A 25,049-nucleotide genomic window follows, 5' to 3' on the forward strand; every position below is an offset into this window, starting at 1 on the left:
GGCAGGCTCCATCAAAATGGCAGAACGGCGGAGGCCGTATCTCTGGAGAAACAATTACTGACGGTACCTCGGCCAACCCGTGACATCTTGACTGACGCTGTCAGGCGTATGACTCACGGTGCCAGCGCCCTGTGCTTGTGTGGCTAAACCTTGAATTGGTCAACGAGCTGTTTCTGATGACTCGCTAGCGCATTCAGCTGTCCGCTGATGTGGGCTGATTCAGTTGCCTGTTCAGTGAGTGTCTCAGTCACCGTACGAATCGCCGACACGTTACGATTCACCTCCTCAGCGACAGCGCTTTGCTCTTCTGCCGCGCTGGCGATCTGCAAGTTCATGTCACCAATCAGCGTGATCGCTTCGCCGATCTTGGCGAGTGACTGCGCGGCCTGTTGAATTTGCGAGGCGTTTGTCTGCGCTTGAGCTTGACTTGAGTGCATCGTGGCTACGACGCCGCGGGTAGCGCTTTGAATTCGTTCGATGACACCGCGAATCTCCTCAACGGAGTCTTGTGTTCTTCTGGCTAGATTACGCACCTCATCAGCCACGACTGCAAATCCTCTACCGCTTTCGCCGGCACGCGCGGCCTCAATGGCAGCGTTCAGGGCTAGCAGATTTGTCTGCTCGGCAATACTTCGGATCACTTCAAGAACCGAGCCTATTTCAGTACTGCTCAAGGCGAGGGCCTCTACCTCTACCACGGCCCTGCTGACCTCGGCCGCTAGCTGGCTTATGTCACGGGTGCTCTGATTGATTACTGCGACCCCATCTTTTGCTGCGGCATCCGCTGCTATTGCGGCTTGGGCAGCGTTCGACGCACTAGTGGCAACCTCATGCGCGGTCGCGCTCATTTCATTGGCTGCCGTAGCTACTTGGTCCACCTCTCGGAATTGAACCTGCATCCCGTTACTGGTCTGGCGCGAAATTTCAGCAGACTGGTCGGCCGTGCCGCGAGCATCACTTATGCTCTGTTTGATGCTTGCAATCGTTGGTTGCAGCTTCTCTAGGAAGCTGTTGAACCACCCAACAAGGTTTCCCAATTCATCATGCTTACTGTAAGTAAGGCGTCGAGTTAGATCGCCTTCGCCGCTGGCGATATCTTTGAGCATTGCCGAGACAGTGTTGATCGGCCGAGTAATGCCGCTAGCTACAAACCACATCAGCACCAGGCCCAGCATGGCAGCGATAATCGCAGCTGAAACGGTCTGGGACACACCTTCGTCCTGTACCTGGTCGAGCAGCGCTTGGAGTTTTTGCGAGTCTGCCAGCAATACTTGTTCCGGTAGGTCGATGCTGACGCCCCAGTTTTGAGCGCTCGGAATGGGTTTCACCGGATGTACTGCTCGTATGACACCGCCCTCTGCTGAAATCGTGGGACTGGGCGCGTCGAGACGATGCAGAATGGCTTTACCATCTGCTCCCATTATCTGTTCGATCCGTTCTCCCACCTGTTCGGAAGATGAGCTGACGCCAGCCAGAATGCCGCTGGTCGAGGTGATGGTTATGTTGCCGGCACCGTCAAAGATTTCGCTTTGCGCTTGTTTCACCGTTGCTTGTATGGTTTCGAGAGAAAGGTCGATTCCGACAACGCCTAGTACTTTACCCTCTGAGATGACTGGCATGGATAGCGTGGTCATGAGCAGGCGCTTGCCGGCGACATTGTCGGAGTACGGTTCCATCAAGCACGCCTTCTTCGTGTCCTTGGGGCATGTGTACCAGCTGTTGTAAGGAGCCCCGCTTAGGCTCAGCTCGGTTTTGGTGAGGTCATTTTCAGTGAACACCAATTCCGCAGTTTGGCCGCTGCCTCGGTTGAGAACCTTCCCAAAGCGCCCTTTGTCATTGGAGGCACGTTCAGTGTCGCCTAAGAAGTCGCTATCCCGACCGTCCAGAGCGTTAGGTTCGTAAACCAACCATATCCCGACCACGTCAGGGTTGTGATCAAACGCGGTGGTCAGCTGCCTTCCCAGCTCTTCACGCAGGATGCTCGCGCTTAAACCGCGGTGGGTGGCCATAGCTCGAAGATCATTCGCCTGATCTGCCAGGGACTGCATCAACTTCAGGCTCGAATGAAAGGTCTGCTCCAGCTCCAATCCCTGTTCGGCTGCTTTGGCTTGCAACTGCGCCTCAGCGCTTTTGGTCAGCATTTTGCGGCTTTCGGTGCTGATCAACCTGTTGCTGACGTCATTCTGGTAGATGCTCATGCCTGCGATGAGGCTCATCATGACCAAGAGGCATAGGCCCGACAGGAGAACGATCTTCAGGCGGATGGACATCGACTTGAGCATTATTGGCTATCTCAGGGAGGGCAGCCTCCTAAGGAGGCGTCATAATCACAGGGTGTGGATTGGCTGGAGCCAGAAGACCGCGCGCCACGAAAGTGGCGCGCGTTTGATGCTTTAGAAATTGGTGACAAACAGTAGTTGGGCGTAAACGTTTGTGCGATCACTTCCCAGCTGACTCCCGCCGTTCTCCGCACTGTGGTCAGGTTTGTAGAAGCCAACCAGGGGTAGAACGAGGAGGTTCTCGCTCACGGTCCACTCACCGTAGATATCAAGCTCTTTACCGGAGATATCGATGACATCCTTGTTGATCGTGTCGAACTTATAGAGCATCGCGCCCGCATTGAACGTTGGTGTCACGACCATTTTCAGTCCGACTTGCTGGATGGTCGAATTGGTGTTGAATGGGCCTGCGTAGTTCGCTGCTACCTCACCTTGGAACCAGGTTCCCAGCTCACGGCCGTTACCATAGAAGAGTGGGTCATAGGCCTCAGAGAAGCGGCTGTAACGATAGCTGATCTTCGGGGTGGTTTTTACGTCATTGAAGGTCCAGCCAGCTTCGAGATACCAAGCATTTTCGTCGGTAGTGGTTTTCTTTTCTTTGGCGTACTCGCCGGCCAGGAACAGTCCTGGAACGCCTGCATCGCCCTTAGCACGGATACTGTAGATTTTCATATCCTTGCGCTCGGGATACAGGATGTCAGCGAATTCCCTATCCGTGTCTAGAACCTTCACGGCTGTGAGGCCTATGGTACCTTTCTCTGAGACATTCTCCAGGGTCGCGACAGCCGTTTCCGGCGATGCTTGGGCTCGGTTATCAGATTTGAGCCACATCAAGTCACCGCGCCATCCCTGACTGCCGCCCAGTCGTAGAACAGCGGTTTCGTCGAAGTTTTTGCGCCCTGTTAGATAGTAAGCCCCGCCTCGGTTCAGCCGGCCATCCAGAAGACCCTTACCAAAGTCGAGTGCGTCGCCGGAGACGATGAAGCCATCACCTACCACAATGTTCTGTCGACCGAAGGAAACCTCTACACCATCCTCGCCCAAGGCGGGGAAAAGACCTGCTGATTTCCAGCCCGCATAGGCATCTTCAATCTTCGTGGTGCGTTCGTCACCGACACTCCAGCCGGCCGCGTCGCCATCTCCAAAGGTGGCACTGGAAACCCAGTTCAGTGCTGAGTAGAGGCTGCCGAAGTTCTCAGTTTTGTGTTTAACGTCGAGGCCGTATTGGAAGACCGCCTCTTGCCAAGTCGCAGAGCCAGATGTCTGGTCCGGAGTTTGAGCGTATTTTTCACGGCTTGTGAAAATGCCGAACGATGCCGCTAGCTTGGCATCGACCGTAGTCGCGCCATCACTATAGAGCGGTAGGCTCTGGGCGGTTGATGAGAAGAATATTGCTGCGGGTGCTGCACAACTCAGAGCAATCCGAAGGGAAAGCCCGCTCATTTTGAACTTCATCAACGCTACCTCTGCTGCACTTATTAGAATTTTTGAGAGCGAGACACGACTCGACGTGTGTTGGCAGAAGGCTATCGTCGGAGAAGGGTGAGTATCTTGATTTTGAGAGCCAAGCAATCGCCTCAGGGTGCCAAATTTTGGTTTGTCGGATAGGTGGGGAGGCATGCGTTTATGTGGCAGCGGATGCCAGCTGCCGAGCGGTATCGAGTTTGACACTCAGATCCTAGTGATGGCACTGACAGCCAAGACGGAGCGGTAGCCACCTCCTTATGATGTAGGCGTTTCGGTACCGCCGAAGATGCAATGAGGGAAGCCCCGTGATCTACCAAATCGAACAAGAAATGAGGTCTCAGACCTACATCCCGACCACGGAATGGCCAACACTAGCCGAGATGGCGGATGGTTTCGAAGGGCATAAGTACGCGAGTACAGATGTCCTTGCCGGCAAGACGTTCACCATCAGGTTCGAGAACGGATGGCTGATCGAACACCGTTTTGAAAGTGCTAATGCTCTAGTGTGGACCATTCTCGAAGGCGATGGAAGCGGCCTCAGTGAGTCTGAGATCTACGAAGCGGTTGAGGTGCGCCCTGGGATCTTGTTTGTTGAATTTCTCAAACCGGCACATCAAGAGTGCGCGACCCTTGTTTGGAAGCTGGAGACTGGGGACATCCTTGCTGCGGTCTCTTCGTTCCACGAGCAAGCTGGTGAAAAGCGCACACAAAGCGGGTTTGCAGCAGCAGTAGTTGAAGGCATGCCAGGCGGTTCACCCATCACGAAATCATCCAGCCTCGCTGGTAAGCGGGTTCTTTACCGCTATAGCGAAGATGACTGGTACGAGCATGTCTACTTCAGTGCCGAGACCATGGCCTGGAATTGCGTTAATGGAGCTGAAAAAGGCATCGCTGACGTAGAAAAATGTGCTTATTACGATGTTGCAGACGACCTCCATGTCCTGTTCTGGACTGAGGCAATCATGCCCGTTGAGTCTGTGGTCGTCGTCGACCTCAAATTGATGCGCTCCATTGGACGTTTCTTCTGCTGGGATCCAAAACCGGAAAAGCTCCTGCATCTGACCTTCGGTTCGAAAGCGACCCTGTTGAATGAAACACGCTACCCCGCGACTTTCAAAGAGTAACGATTACACCGGGCAGGCCTAGTTTTGCAGTCTGCTTGAATGGCAACAGTTGCGTGCAAGAAATAGCTGAACTCAACGCTCAGTGACGTCACAACAATTACAAATTAACGTTTAACGAGGGCCTGATCATGGGTCAAACATCTGCACCAACCGGAGCATTGCGTAAGAATGCTTTGGGTATGTGGAACATTGTCTTTTTCGTATTGGCAACGAACGGACCGCTTACCGGTTTGATCGGAGTAGTTCCCACTGCCATCCTTATGGGTAACGGCGTCGGGCTGCCAGGGGTATTTCTGCTTGTAGGAGCAGTTTACTTGCTCTTCGCAGTAGGATTCGTGGCCATGGGGCGCCATGTTCGTAATGCCGGCGCATTTTACGCTTACGTGGCTACTGGCCTTGGGCGCCCGATGGGAGCGGCTTCAGCCTTCTTGGCAATCGTCGCTTATGCAGGTATGCAAATCGCTTGTTATGGCCTGATCGGCTATTTCACATCGGAGGCATTCCATCGCCTAGGGCTGGATGTAGAGTGGTGGGTAGCTAGCATCGGTTACGCAATTCTGGTCCAAGTCTTTGGTACACGTAACGTTGAGTTCAACGGCCGTTTTCTGGCCCTGCTGATGCTGGCTGAGTTGGTTGTCATTGTCGTGTTTGACATTGCAGTCATTGGGCACGGCGGAGGCCCCGAAGGCTTCAGCGTCGCTTCCTTCGATCCCACCAACGTCTTCGCCACCGGCTTGGGGGCAGCGCTTGTATTCGTAGGTGGCGCGTTCATGGGCTTTGAAACCACAGCTATCTACGCTGAAGAAGCGCGTGATCCTGCTCGTACTCTCCCGCGGGCTACATTTACAGCTCTGCTCCTGATTATGCTGTTCTATGCCGCTTCGTCTTGGCTGCTTGTAGTAGCGATTGGCCCATCCAACGCTATCAGCGCAATCACACAGGACCCAGGTGGTATCTGGTTCCAGCTGTCGACCAAACTGGTGGGTGTGGCGCTTTCGGATGCCATCAACATCCTACTGATCACCAGCCTTTTTGCGGTGCTGCTGAGCTTCCACAACTCCCTTTCGCGGTACCTGTTCTCGATGGGGCGCGAGCGGATTCTTCCTAGTGTATTGGCCATCACTCATCAGAAGCACCATACCCCGTACGTTGCAAGCACCATCCAGACTCTAATTTGCCTAACACTCCTGGTTATCTTCGGCACCGCAGGCGCCGATCCAATTACTCAGGTTCTGCCTCTGGGTAGCGCTCCAGCGACAATTGGTATCCTTGTGGTTCAGTGCCTGGCTTCAATTGCCGTCATCCGTTACTTCCGGAAGAACCCTGTAGGGGCCAATGCTTGGCAAGGGTTGATCGCACCTTCTCTGAGCGCTCTGGCATTGGCATTCGGCGTTGTACTGATCATCAACAACATGTCATTGCTCACCGGGGGTGAATCGGTGTTTAACACCCTGATACCTGTCGGCATGCTTGGGGTCGCGGTTGCAGGCATGTGCCTGGCTGGTTGGCACAAATGGCGCAACCCACAGATCTACGCAAACCTCGGACGAGTGCTGAACGAGGTCTAAAAGCTTTTCTGGTTGTCTTCTGAGGGTGCTCACCTTTGGTACCTCGGTTTGGCCGGCATTCTCACCAGATGCCGGCTTTTTTTGCTGTCTGTATGCATCGGTCCGGGTTGCTAAGCGGTCGTACCTCACTCGCAACGCAGTGCGCCGCTGTTCTTACCGCTCAATCAGGCATGAGGCACTTAGCCGTAATTCAGGCTGCCAAAGCGGTAGTGAGTGGGTACGGCGTGAACCGGCTAACTTTTAGCGGCGTGGATGAAAAGGCAGGCGTGAGCAAAGGTGGGTGGCTCTATCATTTGAAATCCAAGGATGCCTCGGTAAATGGGATGCATGGACCATGCGATGGACACCTTCGAAGCGTACATCGAGCAGCACCAAGCCGATGACCTTGGCGCGGGAGATTGGAGTCGAGGTTACGTTCGGGGCACCTTCATTTCCGCTGGCACGGTTAAGCAGAAATCGGCTTCGGCCTCAGCTTTATTGTGAGCATCAGCCACAGCCCCGCTTTGCTGGAACACTACTGAGATCTTCAATCAAAGTGGTCCGAATCCAGGGTGGATTTGGGGCGCGACGATATGATGTGGTCTTTAGTGATCCAGATGGCTACTGACGGCGTCTGGCTTGATGAGGCGCTAGGTCTGACACCGCCCAGTTCTGACCAGCGTGAAGCGTTTGTTCAGAAGTTACTGGACATGACTAGCGTTCTGGATCGCTCAGGCGCTAGTTGATATCAGCCTAGGGAAAGCAGGGCAGGGAGCCCTGCTTGGCGGTTTTAGTTAGGCGCGCCGCTCGGGTTCTTGCATCTGAACTCCCTAGGTGAGATTCCGAACCGTGTTTTAAATGCGCGGGAGAAATGGCTGACATCGTTAAATCCCCAGGCAAAAGCGACCGCGGAAACCTTCTGAATGTCAGAACCTGATTCGAATTCACTGGCGCACTTGTCCAGTCTGCGGTCCAGGATGTAGCGACCGATCGACAGGCCTCGTTGAGCGAAGATGCGGTGCAATGTCCTTTTCGATGTGCCCAGCTCACTGGCAATCATCTCGGGCGACAGCTCGAAGTTCATCAGCCGGCTGTCGATGCAACGCTGTGCCTTCTCGAAATACGCCTTCTGAACCTTTTCGTTGTAGGACGATCCCTGATTTTCAGAGCATTTCAACGTTGGCAGTATCAGGCCGAGCAAGCTATCCATTACAAGCTCTGTGTCTTCGTCCGCTTCCGCAGCGTTGAAAAACTGGTTGGCAATGAAGCCGGCCACGGAACCGATCCGAGTTTGGGCGCTGATCTTCTGATTGAGGATCTGGTGCGCGTTTTGGATTTTGGCTTCCACCTTGTGACGAGGAATCAAAAGGGAGATTTGCTCTGACATGCCGGAAAAGTAGAAATCGCTAGGAAGCGAGCTGTCGAGGAGAACCAGGTCGCCTGCGTTCAGTGTGCTTTGCTTCCCGCAATGATCCATCACCGCGTCGCCCGAAATCTGGTGAACGATGTAGAAGAAATCCTGGCCATCCCGTTTGATGTCTTTCACATCACGGTGGATGTGAGGGCAGTTAGTACCAATCTTGGCTCCTGCGTACCCTGGGGTGGCGATGTAAGCAGGGAGAATAGCTCCCTCGAAGGTCTCAATCCCTTGTGTCAGCGGTGGTTCCGGATGAAACGCCCCACATTGCTCTGCTAGAGTCGACTCCCACAGCTGGTAACCATGGGATCCAAGGAGACGGTCGTTGAGAGTCGTGTGATTGTTCATGGCGCACCTATTTTTGTGATCAGATGTCTGCGAAGACCATCCGTTGACATGCAAATTTTAGACCGCGCAATGCATCTTCGCACAACTAGCTGATTACGCTGGAAATTCAGCTCTAGGCTGGGGGCCATCCGGGTGATCCCGATCCATCTTGTGATGCTGGGCTCCAAGCGACGCTCCATCGTGGGTGTTTTGGTAACATGTTAATGATGTGGGGCGTCTGTTATCAAGCCCATCTGTCAGTGGTGTTCGAAAAGCGGCCCCCCAACGCCTTTGAAATGACCGACTTCCCTGACAGCTTGCGCGATTGTGGCGCCTACCGTGTAGTAACCACAGGGATGAAAACTCAATACTGTGTGCACAGCACCTGCCGTGCTGCTTGTGGTCTTAGCTTCGATGCAGTAATGATCGCCGACGACCATACCTGTTCAGGCACGCCAGTGATGAAAGCTGAGGACATCGTAGTTCGTCACAATGCAACGCTTGATGGGCCGTTCTGCCATGAGGATTGGTGCTTCTAGCAGGTCTAAAGAGTGCGGGAATGCGGGTGAATTGCCGCAAACGCTGGCACCGTAACTAGGGGCAAGCACGTGTGGATACCCGCGACGGGGCGATTTTCTCAATGCGAGATTGGCTGAAACGCTTTGCCTGAGCCTACAAGTAGCTTTCGACTGAAGCTGCCCGCTGACCAAAAGTTGTGATGCTCTGGCTGCACAGGCTCCAGCTCTTAGCCCCGATCTTGTCGTCACTCACTTTACATCGCTGTCAGCGATACCTCCTAGCGATGGAAGAGAGTGGATGTATGACTCACCTGTGGTTATCGTCTGGACTCAGTAGCCTGTGGGTAACGTGATTATTGATGGGTGAATCCCGTACCTTGATGGTTCTGCCGCCCTGATCCTCAGGCGCTTGCCTTTCAGCCATTGCACACGCTCCATCGGCGAAATTTATCGAAAAAGTGTGTGCTGTGTTGAGCTTCAGATCCCTGTGGATTTGCGCAGGTAAGCATCTGGGTATCTGAGGCGTGACCTCATGATGAGAGCCGAAGCCGACTACAAAGCTTGGCAAGAGGATGATCGTCATCTGGGGGGGGGCTTGCAGTACCAGGTTACGGCGCAAGCGTTTGTTGTGTTAGTCCTCTGTTATAAGCATAAAAATACTAGGAGATCGTGACATGTATCCACTTCCAGAAGGTTACACATATCCGCGTAATCAATGGTGGATCGCTGCGGTTAGCGATGAGGTGAATCGAGACATTTTTGAGCGAAAAATTCTCGGGGAGAATATTGTCTTTTACCGTACCGAGGCAGGTCAGCCAGTGGCCATGCAAGCCAACTGCCCACACCGTCACTACCCTCTCGCTAAATCGAAGTTGGTCGGTGATTCCATTCAGTGCGGCTATCATGGATTTACATACGGCAGCGATGGCGGTTGTAAATTAATTCCGTCCCAAGAAAAAATTCCAGCTAAATGCCGGACTCGAGTTTATCCTACGGCTGAGCGTTGGAAGTGGGTTTGGATTTGGATGGGGGATCCGGCTCTGGCGGACGAGTCTCAAATCCCTGCGCCATACTGTATTGATCAGCCTGGTTGGCGGGCAACCCAAGCCAAAACTATGGCTGTAAAATCCCGCTATTCATTGGCCCTTGATAACCTTTTTGATCTCAGTCATCTTGGTTTCATTCACTCCTCGTATGTGGGCGAGTTGAACGAAGTTGTGCGAACGCCCGTTGAAATGACGGAGGTCAATGGCATTGTCCGTATGGTGCGCCATGTTAAAGATGCGCCCTATACTCCATACGAAGAATTTCTTTTCGGCCCTGGCGAAGGTCTCGTGGATAGCGACGTTTACTCTGACTATTACGGGCCATGTCTTGTAATTACGGGTGGCCCGTTCAATCGGGCAAAAAGTCAATATGCCGACCACGAAACACCCCAGCATTATGGCGAGATCGCCTGGCTCCACGGTATCACCCCAGAAACTGAAAATACCGCTTTCTATTTCGGCGGCCTCGCTCATAACTTTAGAACAGATGACGAGGAATTCATCAATGTCAACGTTATCATGTATGACGGCTTGAGGCAGCAAGACGAGGATGCTCTAGAACTGGTAGAAGCTGGCCTCCAATTTATTGACCGACCTGATGACGAAGTTTCTGTTGCTCAAGACGTCGGTGGAGTGAGGATTCGCAGGCTTTTGACAGAGCAGATTAAGAACGAGATCTCTTGAGTTAGCAGTAATCAGGTTTGCTCTTGATGAAGTTTGGTTGCGGCGAGGCATGTATTGTGCCTCGCCTTTTTTTGTTCTCAATCATCGTGCGTTTGGCCTTGGCTAGCTTTTTTGTAGTTAGACCAACTTCAGGGCGGTTTGGCTGTCTCAGTGCTTTATCAATTTAAATTCGGTGGAGATTTCATTAGTTTGAGGCGAAGTAAGCAGCGTGTTCGGAATGGGCGGGGAGAAATTGTGATAGGGGATGGAGATGGGAAGTGGACAAAAAAGGGGCGGCCATTTTGAGTGGCCGCCCCATCTTGGAGGTGCTTAGGCTGCGCTTACAACTTTATGTGGATCAATTACAAATTTCTTCGGAACACCTGCGTCGAACTCGCCATACCCCTTAGGGGCGTCATCCAAGCTGATGACCTGGACGCCTACTACTTCAGCGATGTTGATGCGATCCCACATAATCGCCTGCATCAGCGCACGGTTGTATTTCATAACTGGGGTCTGACCAGTATGGAAGCTGTGCGACTTCGCCCAACCCAAACCGAAGCGGATGCTCAGGGCACCAATTTTGGCTGCAGCGTCCACAGCACCTGGGTCTTCAGTCACATATAGGCCAGGAATACCAATATTGCCGGCCACGCGAGTCACTTGCATCAGCGAGTTGAGCACAGTGGCCGGAGCTTCATGCTTGGCGCCTTCATGGCCGTGGCCTCGGGCTTCGAAGCCCACTGCGTCAACAGCGCAGTCGACTTCCGGTTCACCCAGCAGAGCGGCAATTTGCTCGTGCAGTGGGGTATCCAGCGAGAGGTCTGCAATCTCGAAGCCTTGAGCCTTGGCGTGAGCCAGGCGGGCTGGGTTCAGGTCGCCAACGATGACGCACGAGGCACCCAACAGGCGAGCCGAAGCAGCCGCGGCCAGGCCGACCGGGCCAGCGCCGGCAATATAGACAGTGCTGCCTGGGCCTACACCAGCGGTAACGGCACCGTGGTAGCCGGTCGGCAGAATGTCTGACAGGCAAGTCAGGTCACGGATTTTCTCCATGGCCTTATCGCGGTTCGGCAGTTTCAGCAGGTTGAAGTCGGCATACGGCACCATAACGTATTCAGCCTGGCCGCCAGTCCAGTCGCCCATGTCGACGTAGCCGTACGCGCCGCCAGCCCGAGCAGGATTGACGGTAAGGCAAACGCCGGTGTGCTGCTCTTTGCAAGAGCGGCAGCGACCGCAGGCAACGTTGAATGGCACCGAGACGAGATCGCCGATCTGCAGGTGTTCCACGTCACGGCCTTTTTCGATGACTTCGCCGGTGATTTCGTGACCAAGAACCAAGCCGACTTGGGCAGTGGTACGACCCCGAACCATGTGCTGATCTGAGCCGCAAATGTTGGTAGTTACCACCTTGAGGATTACAGCGTGCTCAATTTTTTTGCCCCTAGGATCCTGCATCTTGGGGTAGCCGATCTTTTGAACCTCGACCTTACCGGCTCCGAGATAAACAACGCCACGATTGTCGGACATTTCTGCTTCCTCTTTCTTGTGGTTGTCTGCGAATATCCGCAGGGTTTTTGTAATCAGCCTGTGTTTCTCATTCCCGCCGCTACACCAGCAAACGTCACAAGAAGTGCTTGCTCCACTTCAGGATGATGCTCGCCAGATGAACGTGAACGTCGTAGGAGCTCTGCTTGCAGAAGATGGAGTGGATCGATGTAGGGATTACGTAGATCCATCGCGTGCTGGAGCTCGGCACTTCGCTCAAGCAGCTGAGACTGGTGCTTAAGCTCCAGGAGAGCTTCGATGCATTCAAGGAGCTGAGACCTAAGATCTCGCCCAAGGGAACCAAAATTCCCGGTGACCAAGTTCTGCTCGTAGAACCTTGAAATGCTGATGTCGGCTTTGCTGAGCACCATTTCCAGCATGTCTATCCGTGTTCTAAAGAAAGGCCACTTCTTCGACATCTCTTTGAGTTCAGATGTTTTTCCAGAGGCCAAGGCAGTAGATATGGCGCTGCCAAAGCCCAGGCAGGCGGGAAGGAGCAGGCGGTTTTGCGTCCAAGCAAACATCCAAGGAATCGCGCGTAGGCTTTCGATCCCACCACCGCCATGGCGCTTAGGAGGCCGACTGCCCAAAGGAAGACGACCCAATTCTTTCTCAGGCGTTGCTTGTCGGAAGTACTCAACGAAAGATTCGTCCTTAACCACCGCTCGGTACGCTTCGACTGAGATTCTAGAGAGCTCGTCCATAGTGCTACGCCACTCTGAGAGAGGGGCGGGGGGAGGCAGTAGGGTCGCCTCAAGGACGGCATTTAGATACAGGCGCAAACTCTGAACCGCGAGGTTCGGGCGGCCAAACTTGAACCTGATCATCTCGCCTTGTTCGGTTACCCGAAGCATGCCGCCAACCGATCCAGGCGGTTGTGAAAGGATTGCTTGATGTGCCGGAGCTCCACCTCGACCAATCGTGCCACCACGGCCATGGAACAGACGAAGCTTTACCCCTTTGTCTCGGCAGACTTTGACCAGACGATCTTGGGCTTGGTATTGAGCCCAGGAAGCTGCCAGGGTGCCAGCATCTTTGGCTGAGTCGGAGTAGCCGATCATTACTTCCTGCACACCACCTATCGATCTTTTATAGGCGCCATTGCTCAGTAACTCCTTGATGCAGAGATGAGCGGTTTCGAGATCAGAAAGTGTTTCGAAGAGCGGAGCGATTGGGATTGCCTGTTTCACACCCGCCAGCTGCATTAACCAGCGCACGCTCAGTACGTCGGAAACGGAACGTGCCATTGAGGTCACATAGGTGCCGACCATGCCAGCGGGTTGCGTGGCAATAACCCGGCAGCAAGCCAAGACTTCTGCTGTCTCTGGGGTAGGTGTCATGTCCTCAGGAATGCTGGCGGTTTCAGCAGCAAGTGCAGAGGCAAGAAATTCCTGACGTTCTGTCTCCGACCACGATTTGAAATCACCTAGGCCCATGTGATTGACGAGTTCGGATACCGCTTGAGCGTGTCGAGTGCTCTCCTGACGGATGTCCAAACGTATCAGATTAGGGCCGAAAACCTGTACTCTGCGGATGGTATCTAGCAGCTCTCCCTGAGCCACCCGGGGCATCCCACAGTCCAGTAGTGACTGATAGCAAAGCTGCAACGGCTCAAGAATATCTTCAGTGGAATGCACAACACCTGCATCAGAACAGGTGAGGCCGCTGAGCCTAGCCTCGCTCCAGTTTCGGGTCGCTTTAAGACGGGTTCTGAGCTGTCTGAGCAGTACTCTGTAGGGCTCGCTGGAGGTGGAAGTCACAGCTAAAACCTCATCAGTCGCTCTTCCCATGGAAAGCTGCGCGATGAGTTTTTCCACATCCCGGAGATACAGATCAGAGGCCATCCAGCGCCCGAGTAGCAGTACATGCTCGGTAACTTCGGCAGTTACGTTGGGATTGCCATCCCTGTCTCCTCCCATCCAAGAGGAGAAACGAATAGATGGTGGTAGAGGAGGGTGTCCCTGCCCTAACACTGCCGACACATCTCTATCTATAGAACGTAGAAACTTGGGAACCGCTTCCCACAGGGAGGCTTCGATCAGGGCAAACCCCCATTTCGCCTCATCTACAGGTGTTGGGCGAGCTGCACGGATTTCGTCTGTGTGCCAGATTTGATCAATGAGGTTGGCGAGCCGCTCATTGACGTCTGCCTGCACCTGTCGATCAGCAGTCGCGAGATCGAGCCTATCGAGTTCAGCAGCGACGGCGTCATATTTCTGAATGAGAGTCCGACGCATGATTTCAGTCGGGTGAGCCGTCAGAACCAGGTCAATTTTCAACTCACGGAGCTGACTGTAAAGATGGCTGCTCCCCCATCCCTTCTGCATGAAACCTGACAACAGCTCTTTCAATGAGTGCTCTGAAGCATGGCTAGGTTCATCGTTTGTGTAACGACGCACCTGCTCATGTTGCTCTGCAATGTTGGCGAGATTTAAAAACTGATGGAAAGCGCGAGCAACGGGTAGGAGCTCATCGCTCTCAAGTCCTTCCAGGTTTTTCAGCAACGCATCCTGCGCTTGGTCGACGCCCAAGCGCGCTCGCTTGGCGTCCTGTCTGATGGATTCGATCTTAACTAAGAGTTCATCACCAAAGGACTCTCGAATGGTTTGACCGAGGAGCGACCCCAGCATGCCGACATTAGCTCTAAGCCTAGGATTAACTAGCATAGAACTCTGTGTCTGCTGTGAGCTATCGCTAGCCATGCAGATCGAATCGGTCATCGTTCCGGCCCACGCAGCGTTTTTGGCGCTCCCAGAGAGGTGGCCTGGAACGAAGCTAAGCGCCATTCGCCATCTGCCTCTTTTACCCACACTTGGGTAACATGGGCTTGGATCTCCAAAACAGTACCATCCCCCTCCCTAATCTCGGCGGTATTAGTCTGGGTTCCAGTCATAACCACTGCATCTCCATATTGACGGAGGAGGAGTTCACCCCGGGCGACGTTCAGTAGCCGAAGTTTGGATTGTACATATTGAAGATAACTTTCGTAGTTGTCTGAGTTGCCACGTGTGTGAACATGCAGCAGATCTTTCGAAAGCACCTCAGCAAGCTGCTCAAAATTCTCTGCAGCAAGTGAGTTGCAACGTAGGCGCTCGCGACGACGAACTGCATTGAGGACTTCGGTCTGATTGTTCATATGAAAGCCATTTAATCGAGTAAAAAAAATGAGCATGAGGGGGCACCACCGGAAAAACAGTAGTTAATCCGGTTACGCTAGTGCGGCGGCTGTTACTTCGAGGCTTTCTCAGCCTCGATTTTTCCCTGCAGTACCCGGCGAGCCCGGATTGCGGCGGAGTCACCTGGCAGCAGCACTGGGCGGAGCGACATCAGATCGTGCGTCCCCATCATTTCTTGGCATGCCTCTATAATCATCTCGTCTTCAAGAACAAACACATCAGTGATGCCCTTTTGCATTTCAGCCGAGAACTCATCATTTCCTACATGCCGGTTGCGCGCTTGAGCCCAAAAATAGTGGGTGCTGTTCTCAGTCTCAGGGGTTAGCAGGTGAGCAATCGGGATCGCTGGAGTGTCGCGATCGTCGGGCTCACCGCAGCGGGTCATCCCTACATCCAAGAAGAGATTGGACGGGGGCGTCCAGCGCATGTGCGATCGCATATCACCGATCTCCACCTGATCAGCGCCCCATAGCGCGCGGAACAGAGGGCTAACCGGAATATTCAGAACGGTGTTGTTATGATAAACGACGTCACCCTCATGCTTCATTTCGGTGAGTACCTGAAAACCTCCCGGTGGTGGGCCATCGAAGGACAGGAAGGGGTGCAAGAACGGAACGTGGCTCAAGTCCAGCAGGTTGTCAGACACCAGCTCGTAGTTGGCCTTGATCTGAAGCTTTCCACGTACCTGAGTCCAGCCTTGACGCTCAGTTACCTCATGGATATCCATGATGGTCTCGGGGTCTGCCTTCTCAGGTTCACCCATCCAGATCCAGATGGCATTGTGGCGCTCAACGATGGGATAGCTCTTAACCTGGGCAGCTTTTGGAATCGAGCCATCGCCGTGCGGATTATGAGAGCACTTACCATCGTCACCGAATCGCAGACCGTGGTAAGGACACTGTACGCAATCGCCTACCTTAGTGCCCAAGTGCAATGGAGCAAACCGATGGGGACAACGGTTACCAATGGCAACGGCAGCACCATTTTGCTTTCGATAGAGCAGTACTGGCTCATTCAAAATGGTGATAGGAGAAAGATTTTCAGTCAGGTCGGCAGACCAACCCGCGCAATACCAAGCGTTGTACAGAAAACTCATGGTGGCCCCTCATCGGCGTTTTTTTTAGATGGGCTGAGAAGTTATCTCGATCATCTTTTTGGTAAGACCGTGGTAGTCTGCAGTGGTATTGCGCTCCATTTCCCATTTGCCAATCTGGAGCGAGGATTCGACAACGAATTTGCACCGTTCAAATCGGCGCTCCATAAAGGCGTGGAGAGCACCGTCTACATCTCTCTCAGCGAGCTCTTCAGCGAGGACTACGCCATCCTCGATTGCCATACCCGCTCCTTGTCCGAGATGCGGGGTCGTTGCATGTGCTGAGTCACCGATGAGCACTACACGCCCGTCGAACCAAGGTTGATCCATAAAGATGCTTTCAAATGGCTTATAGATAACTTGCGATGGATCAGTAAGATATTCATCACGTGCTTTCGCGACCGGGCCTTCGAACTCAGCCAGTCGCTCACGGAATAGTAGGTGCAACTGATCTTTCGCCATCCATGGATTTCCCGGCTCTTCGGTCGTTTGCAGCAGATACATCAAGTTATCCTTGAGGGGGCAGAAACCAGCTTGCCCGCCATTTTTGCCGCGGTACATGGTGAGGCAATCTATCTCTGGGAAACGAGGCAAGTTGAAACGCCACCCACCTTGTCCACTGAATGAAGGACGAAGGTCTTCTCCGAACACCAATGATCGAACTTTCGAGTAGATTCCGTCTGCGCCTATAAGCAGATCATAGGATGACTGCTGTCCATCACTTAACTGAACCGTTACCTGATCGGCGGGTTGATCGATGCGGTCTACAGTCAAACCTAATTGGATAGTGACGCCAACTCGGGTTGCTTCGCCGAGCAAAATGTTATGAAGATCAATGCGCGGAAGCGCTACGTTAACAGGGAACTCTTCACCGGCGAGTCGTGCACCGGGAATCACAATCGCTTGCTTGCCGGCGCTATCACAAAGCTTGACGGAGTCGAAAGAAAAACCTTGAGCGAGGCATTGATCAGCGATGCCTAATTCAGCCATCGCACGGACAACGTTGCCCTGCTGTACGATCCCCACGCCATACACATTCCATTCTGGCTGAAGCTCGACAAGGTCAACCTCAATGCCTTTCCTGCGCAGTGCAATAGCAGCAGAGAGTCCACCGATACCGCCACCTACGATAAGTACTTTTTTAGCTTTTTTGTTATTCATTCTCTGTACCTTTTAAAGAGGTTTGATCAGATCTAAGGCCGTTGCAAAAAATCGTTCCAAAGGTAAGCGACATCCCACAGCTTCGATTGTGGAGACTCAAGCAATGTGCTGGAAAAACCCCGAACCTGGTCTCGTGAGAACTCATCAGTGATGTATTCAACTGGCGATTTCCCATCCACTCTGGCCAGCAGCAGTGCAGGTAGGAGATTGGCAGCCCGTGCCTCCAATGTCTCGCTGTAATCTTGCTCAAAATATGACTTGATGAAACTCTCAAAGCACGCGAGGTACTCGACCCTAGCGGCAGGCTTCACCAAACACTTCAGAAGCAGATGATTGAGAAAAAAAGCGACATCAAAGGCAGGGTCACCATACCAAGCACATTCGGCGTCCAGGATCACGGGGCCTTTTACGCCGACAAGAATATTCTTGGGGCTGACGTCCCCGTGTACGAGCGCTTGATGAGTGTTGGCGGTAACCTGGACGAGTTTGTGCAGATGTATCGCCAGGTGCGGGTGGCGCCGAGCAGTCGCGACTAGATAGGGCTCAAGTCGGAGCGCATGGAAGTTGGCATCGGTCGCGAACCCTCTTGCAACTACGTCGTTGCCCTGACTGGCCTTGTGCAGCTGCGCTAGCGTCTTACCGATTGCGGCAGCTACGCCCTGGTCGACTTGACCAGCCATCAGCTGATTTTTCCATACCGGATATTGTTCAGGCGGCAGGTATTCCATCGCAAAAAGCCCAGCATCCAGATCTTGTGCGAGCGGAGCTGGCACTGCGTCCGGTACGACAGACGCTGCAAATTTCATCCATTCCCATTCGTAAGCATTGCGTGAAACCGGGGCTTCCCAATCTGCTTCAACCTTCAATTTAGGCAGCGCGCGTTTGATGCATAGCTTCCTGTCGGGCAGCTCAGCCATCCAAATGTCGGATGACACGCCCCCTACCAAAGAAGTCCACTGAACTGGTGCACCTGGTTGCGCAAGCCCGCTGCGGATGAGGAACGCATGCATGTCTCGCACACTCCCTGCTGCCGAGGCGATTTGTGAAACCTCGGAAGTGCTCATGGCTGGATCCTGATAGCGGAAAGGCCGGCAAACTCAGCTTGGCTTTGTTCTTCGATACGGAGCAGTTGGTTGTATTTGGAAAGGCGGTCAGAGCAACGAACAGAGCCGATTTTGATCTGACCAGCAGCGGTACCGACCGCCAGATCCGCAATGAATGCATCCTCGGTTTCGCCGGAACGCGCAGAGATAACAGGCGAATAGCCGCTACGGCGAGCAGCGTCAATCACTGCGAGGGTACCGCTAAGCGTGCCGTTTTGATTCACTTTCACGAGAACGCCATTACCGATGTTTTCGCTGATACCACGCTGGACACGGCGGAGGTTGGTAGTAAAAAGGTCGTCGCCGATGAGTCGGATCTTGCCTCCCAAACGTTGGGTCAGGCGCTGCCAGCCAGCCCAATCCTCTTCGTCGAGTCCATCCTCAATAGAAGCGATCGGGAAGTCCTGCACCCAGCCATCAAGCAGCTCAATGATCTCGTCGCTCTGGTAGTCACGGCCTTCTCGCGCGAAACGATAAGAACCTTGTGGCCCTTTCAACGAGCTGGCAGCCACATCGATTGCAATCAACATGTCTCGGCCCGGTTCCAGGCCAGCTTCGACGGTAGCATCAACCATCAGTTGCAGTGCTTCTCGGCCAGTCTTGAACCCTGGGGACAGGCCGCCTTCGTCTGCGAGCAACGTGGTCAGGCCGCGTTTGTCCATCAGGCGAGTGGCGGCGCTACGGATTCTGGAGATTTGATGGATGGCTTCTTCGCTGGACTGAGCACTGGCAGGAATTGCCAGAAAGTCCTGGACGTCCATTCCGCGTCCGGCATGCAAACCGCCGCTCAGAATATTTACCATCGGCATGGGCATGCTGATTTTGGAAGACCCAGCGAGCTGTGCGATGTATTGATAGAGCGGGATCTTCTGGGTCTCGGCGGCGGCACGACATACAGCCAGCGACGCACCAAGGATTGCATTGGCGCCGAGGTTCTTCAGCTGCTTACTGCCATCAAGCTCGACCAGAAGGGCATCAATTTCCTGCTGTTTAGTGGGATCCAACCCAATCAGGGCTTCCTGAATACGACCGTTCACATTGGCGACAGCTTGTTTTACCCCACGACCTTCGTAATAACTGCTGTCCCCATCGCGAAGCTCATGTGCCTCGGCTGCACCCGTGGAGGCGCCGGACGGTACCGCTGCACGGCCCAAGGAGCCGTCGTCGAGTGTGACGTCGACTTCAACGGTAGGGCGGCCTCGGGAGTCGAGAATTTGGCGGGCTTGAACGGATTTGATCTGACGTGTAGGCATGGGACAAGTCGCTCTATTTTATGATTTAGTTTTAAGGGCGTTGCGAAGATTCTGAGGGGCCTCTCCGCGTAACACGCGAACCACCTCCTCACTTGCGCGACGGCGCAGCTCAAGGAGCGAGGCATCTGAGGAAAATGCGACGTGTGGTGTGAGAATCACCCCAGGATGCTTCAACAGGGCGTCTGGGACTTTTGGCTCGTCTTCAAGAACGTCGAGACCCGCACCATCGAGCTGGCCTGACTCCAGAGCAGCGACCAAGGCATTGTTATCTACGATGCCGCCTCGGCTGACATTGATCAGGAACGCGCCCTTCTTGGTCAGCGAAAGCCGCTCACTGTTGATCAAGTGATGGGTGGCCGGTACCAGAGGGGCGTGAACGATAATGACGTCGGCGGCGCTCAAGAGCGCCTCCAGGGAAACGAACTCCACGCCTTCTTCGCTCTGAGGTGGCATGGGATCGTGCGCGATCAGCTTGGAGCCGATTGCCATGAGTTTTTGCGCAGTACGACGGCCAATGCGACCGTAGCCGATAATGCCGCAGGTCAGATTGCCCAGTCGACGAAGCTTGGCTCCTCCTGGATTCCACTCACCGGACTTCACGTCGCGATCATAGCTGACCAGGCCACGCGTCCAGGCTAAAGCCAGGCCGACTGCGTGATCAGAAACCTCTTCAACGCAATAGTCAGGAACGTTGGTCACCATGACGTTGAGGCGAGTTGCCTCATCGACTGCGATGTTATCCAGACCTACGCCCAAGCGAGCGACGTGCTTCAGATTGGTCGATGAATTGATGGCTTTTGCCGAAACCGGCGCCCAGCAGGTGAGAATGGCAGCGGGTTGATGCTGTTTGACCAGCGCTTCAATTGCATCTGCAGGAGAGGGGGTTGCCGGGCCACTGACCAACTTGAAGCCGGCGCCTTCGATGATCTCCCGCTCAACGTTGTCATCAGGCCAGGCATAGTCAGTGAGCAGGACAGTCGTGGGTGCATTCATCTTGGTTTTTTCCTAATTATGATTGCGGCTAAGCACTTGCGTGCGTTGAGTGCCTAAGCCTTCGATGCTGGCCTCAATATGGTCGCCATCTCGTAGAAAGCGCTCGTGGTGCACACCGAATCCTGCAGGCGAGCCCGTGCAGATGACGTCGCCGGGTTGCAGGCATGTGTGATGGGAGATGTAAGAGATCTGCTGCGCGATGCTAAAAATCATGTCGGAGCTGACGCCTTCCTGCATGACCTGGCCATTGAGGCGCAGGGACAAACGCCAGTCGCGAGCGTCTGGTACGCAAGCAGCAGGGAGTAAGAACGGCCCTAATGGCAGGAAGCCTCGGCTTGCCTTCGATTGCAGCCAGTCAGTACCAAAACCTGGGGGATCGGCTCGGAATACTCGATCTCGATTCGTGATGTCGTTTGCAATCGTGAAACCGGCCACATGGTCAAGCGCCTCAGCTTCAGAGATCTGATAGCAGCCCCTCCCAATGACGACAGCAAGTTCCACCTCCCAATCAACCAGATTGGCGTCCGCGTCCAACTCCAGCGCATGATTTGGGCCGATGACGCAAGTTGGAGACTTGGTGCAAACGTAGGGTGATCCGGCCTTGCGTTGCGAAATGAACGACAAGGTGCGGCCTTTCACCGTGTCTAGATCTGTCGTCTCGGCACCCACGGAGCGTTTCGCAGCATCGATGGCCGCTTCGATCAGCTGCTCACTGTAATTGCCAATGGTGCAGAACACCTGGCCAGGAGCCACTGGAGCATGCAGATCAAGACGATCCAGAATGATCGATTCGGACTGCCAGAGATCATCAATGTGATTGATCAACTCTAGAAGCGTTGCTTGGTTGGTTTTCCAGCTAGTCAACAACCCAGTCATGCTATCGGCGCCGCTTAACGTAAGCGCGAGTCGTTGGGCTAAGGGAACCAGAGAGTTGACCGCCAATGCACGTTCACCGAGCACGATTACGGGGAACGGAGAGCATCCAGCAAGTGAGGCATTGGCGAGCTTAAGCTGATTCGAGTGATGCAACTTCGTAACCTCCCTCACCAGCTACCCTGAGCTGAGGAGACCGCCTCAACAGCTCAAACTTCAGTTACCGGGTCAGCTGGTGACATGTGCTAATCGGACTTCTGATTGTTCTTCTTCTCAGGGGTGTAGCCAGGGGCGTACTCATACTCCCAAGGGGCGGCGTCCAGCATGAAGGGGGCCATATTGGTGATGAAGCTGAAGAAGCCGAACATCGGGTTCCACACACGCGGTACCCAGCTGTCGTCAACGTGGTCGGAATCAGCACCATATTCGGCCTGGCCACCGGTAGGGCAGGGCAGGTACATGAACAGCGAGGAAGCAATACGGTGGCGACCCAGGCCCCACGCCGATTTCGGCCAGCCTTTGCGCTGCATGTGGTTGGCACCCACCATGACCTCATCCACGTCATCAACGCCGTAGTTGACGTGGTCGAAGCGGATCTGCCCGTCCATGCCCCACACGTCCGGTCCTTTGAACGGAAGGTTTGCGTTGAGGAAATAGATGTTGTGGTGGTCATGTGCGCCCGATGCACGACCAAAGATGCCAAAGCCTTTCTGAACATCTGAGAGCTTGAAGTGCAGGCGATCGCGGTAGAACGCCCAACCTTTTTCAACATCAGGGGTTTGGAAGACCACGTGTTGAATGGTTTTCGGACGCGCTTTCACCAGCCACTTTCGATGTTGGTTGATGCGGTTGATGTTTCCTGGAGAGTTCGAAGGGCTAGGAGCAGAAACCACAGGTAGCTTGGTGAACACGCGCAGACCAATCGCCAAACCGTCGTCGCTGAAGAAATGAGCGCTACCGTCAGCATCGATACGTACCTCACGATCCGTACGCAGGCCATTGACGAGGCGGTCGAAGTTGTTCTGGGTGTCGACCCCCCAGATCACCTCTTGCACCCCGGTGCCCACAACGGAACTCTTCGGAATGACCGGGTCGTTGATGGCGCGGATGATGACGCTGGAGCCCTCGTCGAGGCGGAACAGCGCGTGGTCAGGACTTTGCTCAACAAGCGGCAGGCCAAAGTCGACAAAGTAACGCGTGCACAATTCGACGTCATCTACACCGTAAAGCAGTGACTCGATACCATTGATCATTTTATTTAGCACCTTCTTGTTGGCATTGGTTGCGCTGAGTGCCCAAGCCAGTGATTGATGACTCCATTACGTCGCCATGACGAAGGAAGCGGTTGTAGTGCGCCCCGTTACCAGCCGGAGAGCCGGTGCAGATAATGTCCCCGGGGTAGAGCTGTACCAAGCTGGAGAGATATTCGATTTGACGAGCGACGTCGAAGATCATGTCCGAAGTGTTTTCGTCCTGCTTAACCTCGCTGTTCAATTTCAAGGTCAGACGAAGATCCTGTGGGTTCGGGATAAAGTCAGCGGGAACCAGGTATGGGCCAACGGGCAAGTAAGTTGGGCTGCTTTTGCCCGCAATCCAATCGGTGCCCATTGCTTTCATGTCATCGCGACGCCAGATCTGATCGCGGTTGGTCAGGTCATTTGCAATCGTGTAACCGGCCACATAGTTCAAGGCGTCTTCACGAGATACATGTCGTGCAGGCTTTCCGATGATTACAGCCAGCTCCAGTTCCCAATCCGCTTTTTGTGTGTGGGGAGAAATCAGGACTGGGTCGTAAGGGCCAGTGATACAGCCAGCAGGTTTGCTGAACATGTAGGGCGCACCGGTCTCCTTGCGTTCCGTCATCAAGTCCTGAGCGTATGTACGCAACTGCTCAGGCGTCATGCCAGCAGTTTCTGAGGATTCGTCAGGGCCTGCCGCAACCAGCAGATCAACTACGTGTTTGAAATAGTTTGCACCGGTGCAGAAGACCTGCCGTGGGCGTTCTACAGGCGTGTGCACCTGCAAATTAGCGAGCGGGGTGAAACGTGCACGTACACCTTGTACGCCCCGTTGATTTTCTTTCAATGCCCGGCTGGCAGCCTCCAATGATTTGAATGCATTTGGCCAAACTTGGAGAAGCTCGAAAAGATCATTTGTTACTGGAAGCGACAAACCAAGCTCGTCGCACAAAGGCCGTAGTGCGGCTACCGCAATGACTTGGTCATCAATAACCATACCTACGAAGCTCGGCCCGCCTGCAACCGAAAAGGTGCCGAGAGAAAACTTGGCACCAAAATCAACGAGGTGGCTCATTGGGACATTCCTATATCTGGAGCAGCTGAGCAGAAGGCTCGCTGACTTGTTATAGGGTTGAGACTACTTTTCGACGCGCGAATCTGTAAAATGGATATTACGGATGCACCCTATCGCTATCATGGATACCTGGAGGCTGTATGCGCTTCAAAGGCTTAGATCTGAATCTGTTGGTCGCACTGGATGCACTACTGACGCAAAAGAACATCAGTCACGCAGCTGAGTCGCTTCATTTGAGTCAATCGGGGATGAGTGGCGCTCTAGCGCGTTTGCGCGAGTATTTCCAGGATGAGCTGCTTGTTCTGATGGGGCGTAATCTAGTTCTGACCCCTCTCGCTGAGGCGCTCGTGAACCCCGTCCGTGAAGTCCTGCTCAGGATCGATGCCACCATCGTGGTGAGACCCGAATTTGATCCCCTGACAGACGAGGGTACCTACCGGTTGTTGGTCTCAGAGCTGACGATGCTGCTACTGATGCCTCCGCTTGTACGCCGTCTCGCAGTGGAGGCACCTAACGTTCGGCTAGAGCTGCTTGCTCAATTCGATAGGCCCGGGGAGATGCTCGAACGTGGAGAAGCTGATTTTTTGCTCATCCCGAGCCAGTTCGCCTCAGAAGACCATCCGAGCGTGGTGCTTTACGAAGAGAGATACGATTGTGTAGTGTCGGCGGATAATGAGAAATTCGGTGACTCCATCAGCTTCGAGGACTACCTGGCCGCCGGCCACGTTGCGGTACAGTACGGCACGAGTCGTATACCGGCGTTCGACGGATGGTTTTTGAAGCATTTTGGCGTGGCTCGTCGTACAGAGGTGATAACGTCAAACCTCCTTTTCCCGCCTGTGCTCGTTGTAGGTACCAACCGGGTCGCGACGATTCATCGACGTCTCGCCCATATGGCCTCTTCTTACCTGCCCGTACGTATCTTGCCTCCACCCGTTGAGATCCCTGTGCTGCAGCAAGTTGTGCAGTGGCACAAGCACAGATCGGCTGAGCCTGGGCTGCTATGGCTGCGAGGGGTGCTCGAAGAAGAGGCTAAGAAAATATGAACGGCTGAGCCGTAGTGTCTGCCCGATGTCACCGCCACGTAAGCTGAAGCGCCAGCCGCGTGGCCTCTTCTCAGCTGCATGGAGGCGACCAATCCCGTGGCC

The 25,049-nt window shown here is 54.0% G+C and carries 19 protein-coding genes and 3 pseudogenes; 7 read left to right on the forward strand and 15 right to left on the reverse strand.

Annotated features, from left to right (window positions below):
- Positions 1 to 143: 143 nt before the first annotated feature.
- The 3 genes and pseudogenes from ACN6NG_RS10455 to ACN6NG_RS10465 all read right to left on the reverse strand — a co-directional run bounded on the left by ACN6NG_RS10455 (position 144) and on the right by ACN6NG_RS10465 (position 3,734).
- Positions 144 to 899 carry a methyl-accepting chemotaxis protein gene (locus tag ACN6NG_RS10455; protein WP_474313986.1) on the reverse strand — a complete coding sequence of 252 codons (756 nt, stop codon included), beginning with the start codon at positions 897 to 899 and terminating at the stop codon, positions 144 to 146.
- Positions 900 to 1,049: 150 nt separating this feature from the next.
- Positions 1,050 to 2,282: pseudogene (locus ACN6NG_RS10460) on the reverse strand (methyl-accepting chemotaxis protein); the annotation flags it as partial.
- Between the two features lie 111 nt (positions 2,283 to 2,393).
- Positions 2,394 to 3,734, reverse strand: a complete 1,341-nt coding sequence (locus ACN6NG_RS10465) for an alginate export family protein (protein WP_474313851.1) — start codon at positions 3,732 to 3,734, stop codon at positions 2,394 to 2,396.
- Between the two features lie 317 nt (positions 3,735 to 4,051).
- Here ACN6NG_RS10465 and ACN6NG_RS10470 point away from each other — a divergent pair, with 317 nt between their 5' ends.
- From ACN6NG_RS10470 to ACN6NG_RS10485, 4 genes and pseudogenes are all read left to right on the forward strand, one after another.
- Positions 4,052 to 4,870 (forward strand): MoaF C-terminal domain-containing protein, encoded by an 819-nt coding sequence (locus ACN6NG_RS10470; protein ID WP_474313852.1) that lies wholly within the window; start codon positions 4,052 to 4,054, stop codon positions 4,868 to 4,870.
- A 128-nt stretch (positions 4,871 to 4,998) separates the two neighbouring features.
- On the forward strand, positions 4,999 to 6,438 hold the full coding sequence (locus ACN6NG_RS10475) for an APC family permease (RefSeq protein WP_474313853.1): 1,440 nt from the start codon (positions 4,999 to 5,001) through the stop codon (positions 6,436 to 6,438).
- Positions 6,439 to 6,777: 339 nt separating this feature from the next.
- On the forward strand, positions 6,778 to 6,921 hold the full coding sequence (locus tag ACN6NG_RS10480; protein WP_474313855.1) for a hypothetical protein: 144 nt from the start codon (positions 6,778 to 6,780) through the stop codon (positions 6,919 to 6,921).
- A gap of 65 nt (positions 6,922 to 6,986) precedes the next feature.
- Positions 6,987 to 7,163: pseudogene (locus ACN6NG_RS10485) on the forward strand (hypothetical protein); the annotation flags it as partial.
- Positions 7,164 to 7,207: 44 nt separating this feature from the next.
- Here ACN6NG_RS10485 and feaR read toward each other — a convergent pair.
- Complete coding sequence (gene feaR, locus ACN6NG_RS10490; RefSeq protein ID WP_474313856.1) at positions 7,208 to 8,182, reverse strand: transcriptional regulator FeaR; 975 nt, start codon at positions 8,180 to 8,182, stop codon at positions 7,208 to 7,210.
- A gap of 239 nt (positions 8,183 to 8,421) precedes the next feature.
- On the opposite strand from feaR, the pseudogene ACN6NG_RS10495 reads away from it, so the two are divergent.
- Positions 8,422 to 8,700: pseudogene (locus ACN6NG_RS10495) on the forward strand (isochorismatase family protein); the annotation flags it as partial.
- Between the two features lie 653 nt (positions 8,701 to 9,353).
- Positions 9,354 to 10,409, forward strand: a complete 1,056-nt coding sequence (locus ACN6NG_RS10500; RefSeq protein ID WP_474313857.1) for a Rieske 2Fe-2S domain-containing protein — start codon at positions 9,354 to 9,356, stop codon at positions 10,407 to 10,409.
- 309 nt (positions 10,410 to 10,718) lie between these two features.
- Here ACN6NG_RS10500 and fdhA read toward each other — a convergent pair whose 3' ends face one another.
- From fdhA to ACN6NG_RS10555, 11 genes are all read right to left on the reverse strand, one after another.
- Positions 10,719 to 11,918, reverse strand: a complete 1,200-nt coding sequence (gene fdhA, locus ACN6NG_RS10505; RefSeq protein WP_474313859.1) for a formaldehyde dehydrogenase, glutathione-independent — start codon at positions 11,916 to 11,918, stop codon at positions 10,719 to 10,721.
- A 53-nt stretch (positions 11,919 to 11,971) separates the two neighbouring features.
- Entirely contained in the window at positions 11,972 to 14,656 is a 2,685-nt protein-coding gene (gene ppc, locus ACN6NG_RS10510; protein ID WP_474313860.1) for a phosphoenolpyruvate carboxylase, read from the reverse strand.
- Positions 14,653 to 15,108, reverse strand: coding sequence for a nuclear transport factor 2 family protein (locus ACN6NG_RS10515; protein ID WP_474313861.1), 456 nt, complete (start codon positions 15,106 to 15,108; stop codon positions 14,653 to 14,655). Before ACN6NG_RS10515 ends, ppc begins: the two co-directional genes overlap by 4 nt.
- Before the next feature lie 56 nt (positions 15,109 to 15,164).
- Complete coding sequence (locus tag ACN6NG_RS10520) at positions 15,165 to 16,208, reverse strand: Rieske 2Fe-2S domain-containing protein (RefSeq protein WP_474313862.1); 1,044 nt, start codon at positions 16,206 to 16,208, stop codon at positions 15,165 to 15,167.
- A 24-nt stretch (positions 16,209 to 16,232) separates the two neighbouring features.
- The gene (locus ACN6NG_RS10525; protein WP_474313864.1) at positions 16,233 to 17,366 is read right to left on the reverse strand and encodes an FAD-dependent oxidoreductase; all 1,134 of its coding nucleotides are present in this window, start codon (positions 17,364 to 17,366) and stop codon (positions 16,233 to 16,235) included.
- 32 nt (positions 17,367 to 17,398) lie between these two features.
- Positions 17,399 to 18,430: a phosphotransferase gene (locus ACN6NG_RS10530; RefSeq protein ID WP_474313866.1), complete on the reverse strand. Its 1,032-nt coding sequence runs from the start codon at positions 18,428 to 18,430 to the stop codon at positions 17,399 to 17,401.
- Positions 18,427 to 19,722 (reverse strand): phosphopyruvate hydratase, encoded by a 1,296-nt coding sequence (gene eno / locus ACN6NG_RS10535; protein ID WP_474313868.1) that lies wholly within the window; start codon positions 19,720 to 19,722, stop codon positions 18,427 to 18,429. The genes ACN6NG_RS10530 and eno overlap by 4 nt, the downstream gene beginning before the upstream one ends.
- Positions 19,723 to 19,740: 18 nt before the next feature.
- Positions 19,741 to 20,715 (reverse strand): C-terminal binding protein, encoded by a 975-nt coding sequence (locus tag ACN6NG_RS10540; RefSeq protein WP_474313869.1) that lies wholly within the window; start codon positions 20,713 to 20,715, stop codon positions 19,741 to 19,743.
- Between the two features lie 12 nt (positions 20,716 to 20,727).
- Positions 20,728 to 21,591, reverse strand: coding sequence for a fumarylacetoacetate hydrolase family protein (locus ACN6NG_RS10545; RefSeq protein WP_474313871.1), 864 nt, complete (start codon positions 21,589 to 21,591; stop codon positions 20,728 to 20,730).
- A 242-nt stretch (positions 21,592 to 21,833) separates the two neighbouring features.
- Positions 21,834 to 22,841: a VOC family protein gene (locus ACN6NG_RS10550; protein WP_474313873.1), complete on the reverse strand. Its 1,008-nt coding sequence runs from the start codon at positions 22,839 to 22,841 to the stop codon at positions 21,834 to 21,836.
- A gap of 1 nt (position 22,842) precedes the next feature.
- Positions 22,843 to 23,901 carry a fumarylacetoacetate hydrolase family protein gene (locus ACN6NG_RS10555; RefSeq protein WP_474313875.1) on the reverse strand — a complete coding sequence of 353 codons (1,059 nt, stop codon included), beginning with the start codon at positions 23,899 to 23,901 and terminating at the stop codon, positions 22,843 to 22,845.
- Between the two features lie 140 nt (positions 23,902 to 24,041).
- Between ACN6NG_RS10555 and ACN6NG_RS10560 the strand changes: the two genes are divergently transcribed.
- Positions 24,042 to 24,947 carry a LysR family transcriptional regulator gene (locus ACN6NG_RS10560; RefSeq protein ID WP_474313877.1) on the forward strand — a complete coding sequence of 302 codons (906 nt, stop codon included), beginning with the start codon at positions 24,042 to 24,044 and terminating at the stop codon, positions 24,945 to 24,947.
- Positions 24,948 to 25,049: the final 102 nt, after the last annotated feature.

This window comes from Pseudomonas sp. TSO6 (genome assembly GCF_056098905.1).

Bases quoted from the DNA above. Each gene is read 5' to 3' on its own strand.
- ACN6NG_RS10455 (WP_474313986.1), bottom strand. From the start codon at position 899: ATGCAGGTTCAATTCCGAGAGGTGGACCAAGTAGCTACGGCAGCCAAT.
- ACN6NG_RS10465 (WP_474313851.1), bottom strand. From the start codon at position 3,734: ATGAAGTTCAAAATGAGCGGGCTTTCCCTTCGGATTGCTCTGAGTTGT.
- ACN6NG_RS10475 (WP_474313853.1), top strand. From the start codon at position 4,999: ATGGGTCAAACATCTGCACCAACCGGAGCATTGCGTAAGAATGCTTTG.
- ACN6NG_RS10480 (WP_474313855.1), top strand. From the start codon at position 6,778: ATGGACACCTTCGAAGCGTACATCGAGCAGCACCAAGCCGATGACCTT.
- feaR (WP_474313856.1), bottom strand. From the start codon at position 8,182: ATGAACAATCACACGACTCTCAACGACCGTCTCCTTGGATCCCATGGT.
- ACN6NG_RS10500 (WP_474313857.1), top strand. From the start codon at position 9,354: ATGTATCCACTTCCAGAAGGTTACACATATCCGCGTAATCAATGGTGG.
- fdhA (WP_474313859.1), bottom strand. From the start codon at position 11,918: ATGTCCGACAATCGTGGCGTTGTTTATCTCGGAGCCGGTAAGGTCGAG.
- ppc (WP_474313860.1), bottom strand. From the start codon at position 14,656: ATGACCGATTCGATCTGCATGGCTAGCGATAGCTCACAGCAGACACAG.
- ACN6NG_RS10515 (WP_474313861.1), bottom strand. From the start codon at position 15,108: ATGCTCATTTTTTTTACTCGATTAAATGGCTTTCATATGAACAATCAG.
- ACN6NG_RS10520 (WP_474313862.1), bottom strand. From the start codon at position 16,208: ATGAGTTTTCTGTACAACGCTTGGTATTGCGCGGGTTGGTCTGCCGAC.
- ACN6NG_RS10525 (WP_474313864.1), bottom strand. From the start codon at position 17,366: ATGAATAACAAAAAAGCTAAAAAAGTACTTATCGTAGGTGGCGGTATC.
- ACN6NG_RS10530 (WP_474313866.1), bottom strand. From the start codon at position 18,430: ATGAGCACTTCCGAGGTTTCACAAATCGCCTCGGCAGCAGGGAGTGTG.
- eno (WP_474313868.1), bottom strand. From the start codon at position 19,722: ATGCCTACACGTCAGATCAAATCCGTTCAAGCCCGCCAAATTCTCGAC.
- ACN6NG_RS10540 (WP_474313869.1), bottom strand. From the start codon at position 20,715: ATGAATGCACCCACGACTGTCCTGCTCACTGACTATGCCTGGCCTGAT.
- ACN6NG_RS10545 (WP_474313871.1), bottom strand. From the start codon at position 21,591: ATGACTGGGTTGTTGACTAGCTGGAAAACCAACCAAGCAACGCTTCTA.
- ACN6NG_RS10550 (WP_474313873.1), bottom strand. From the start codon at position 22,841: ATGATCAATGGTATCGAGTCACTGCTTTACGGTGTAGATGACGTCGAA.
- ACN6NG_RS10555 (WP_474313875.1), bottom strand. From the start codon at position 23,901: ATGAGCCACCTCGTTGATTTTGGTGCCAAGTTTTCTCTCGGCACCTTT.
- ACN6NG_RS10560 (WP_474313877.1), top strand. From the start codon at position 24,042: ATGCGCTTCAAAGGCTTAGATCTGAATCTGTTGGTCGCACTGGATGCA.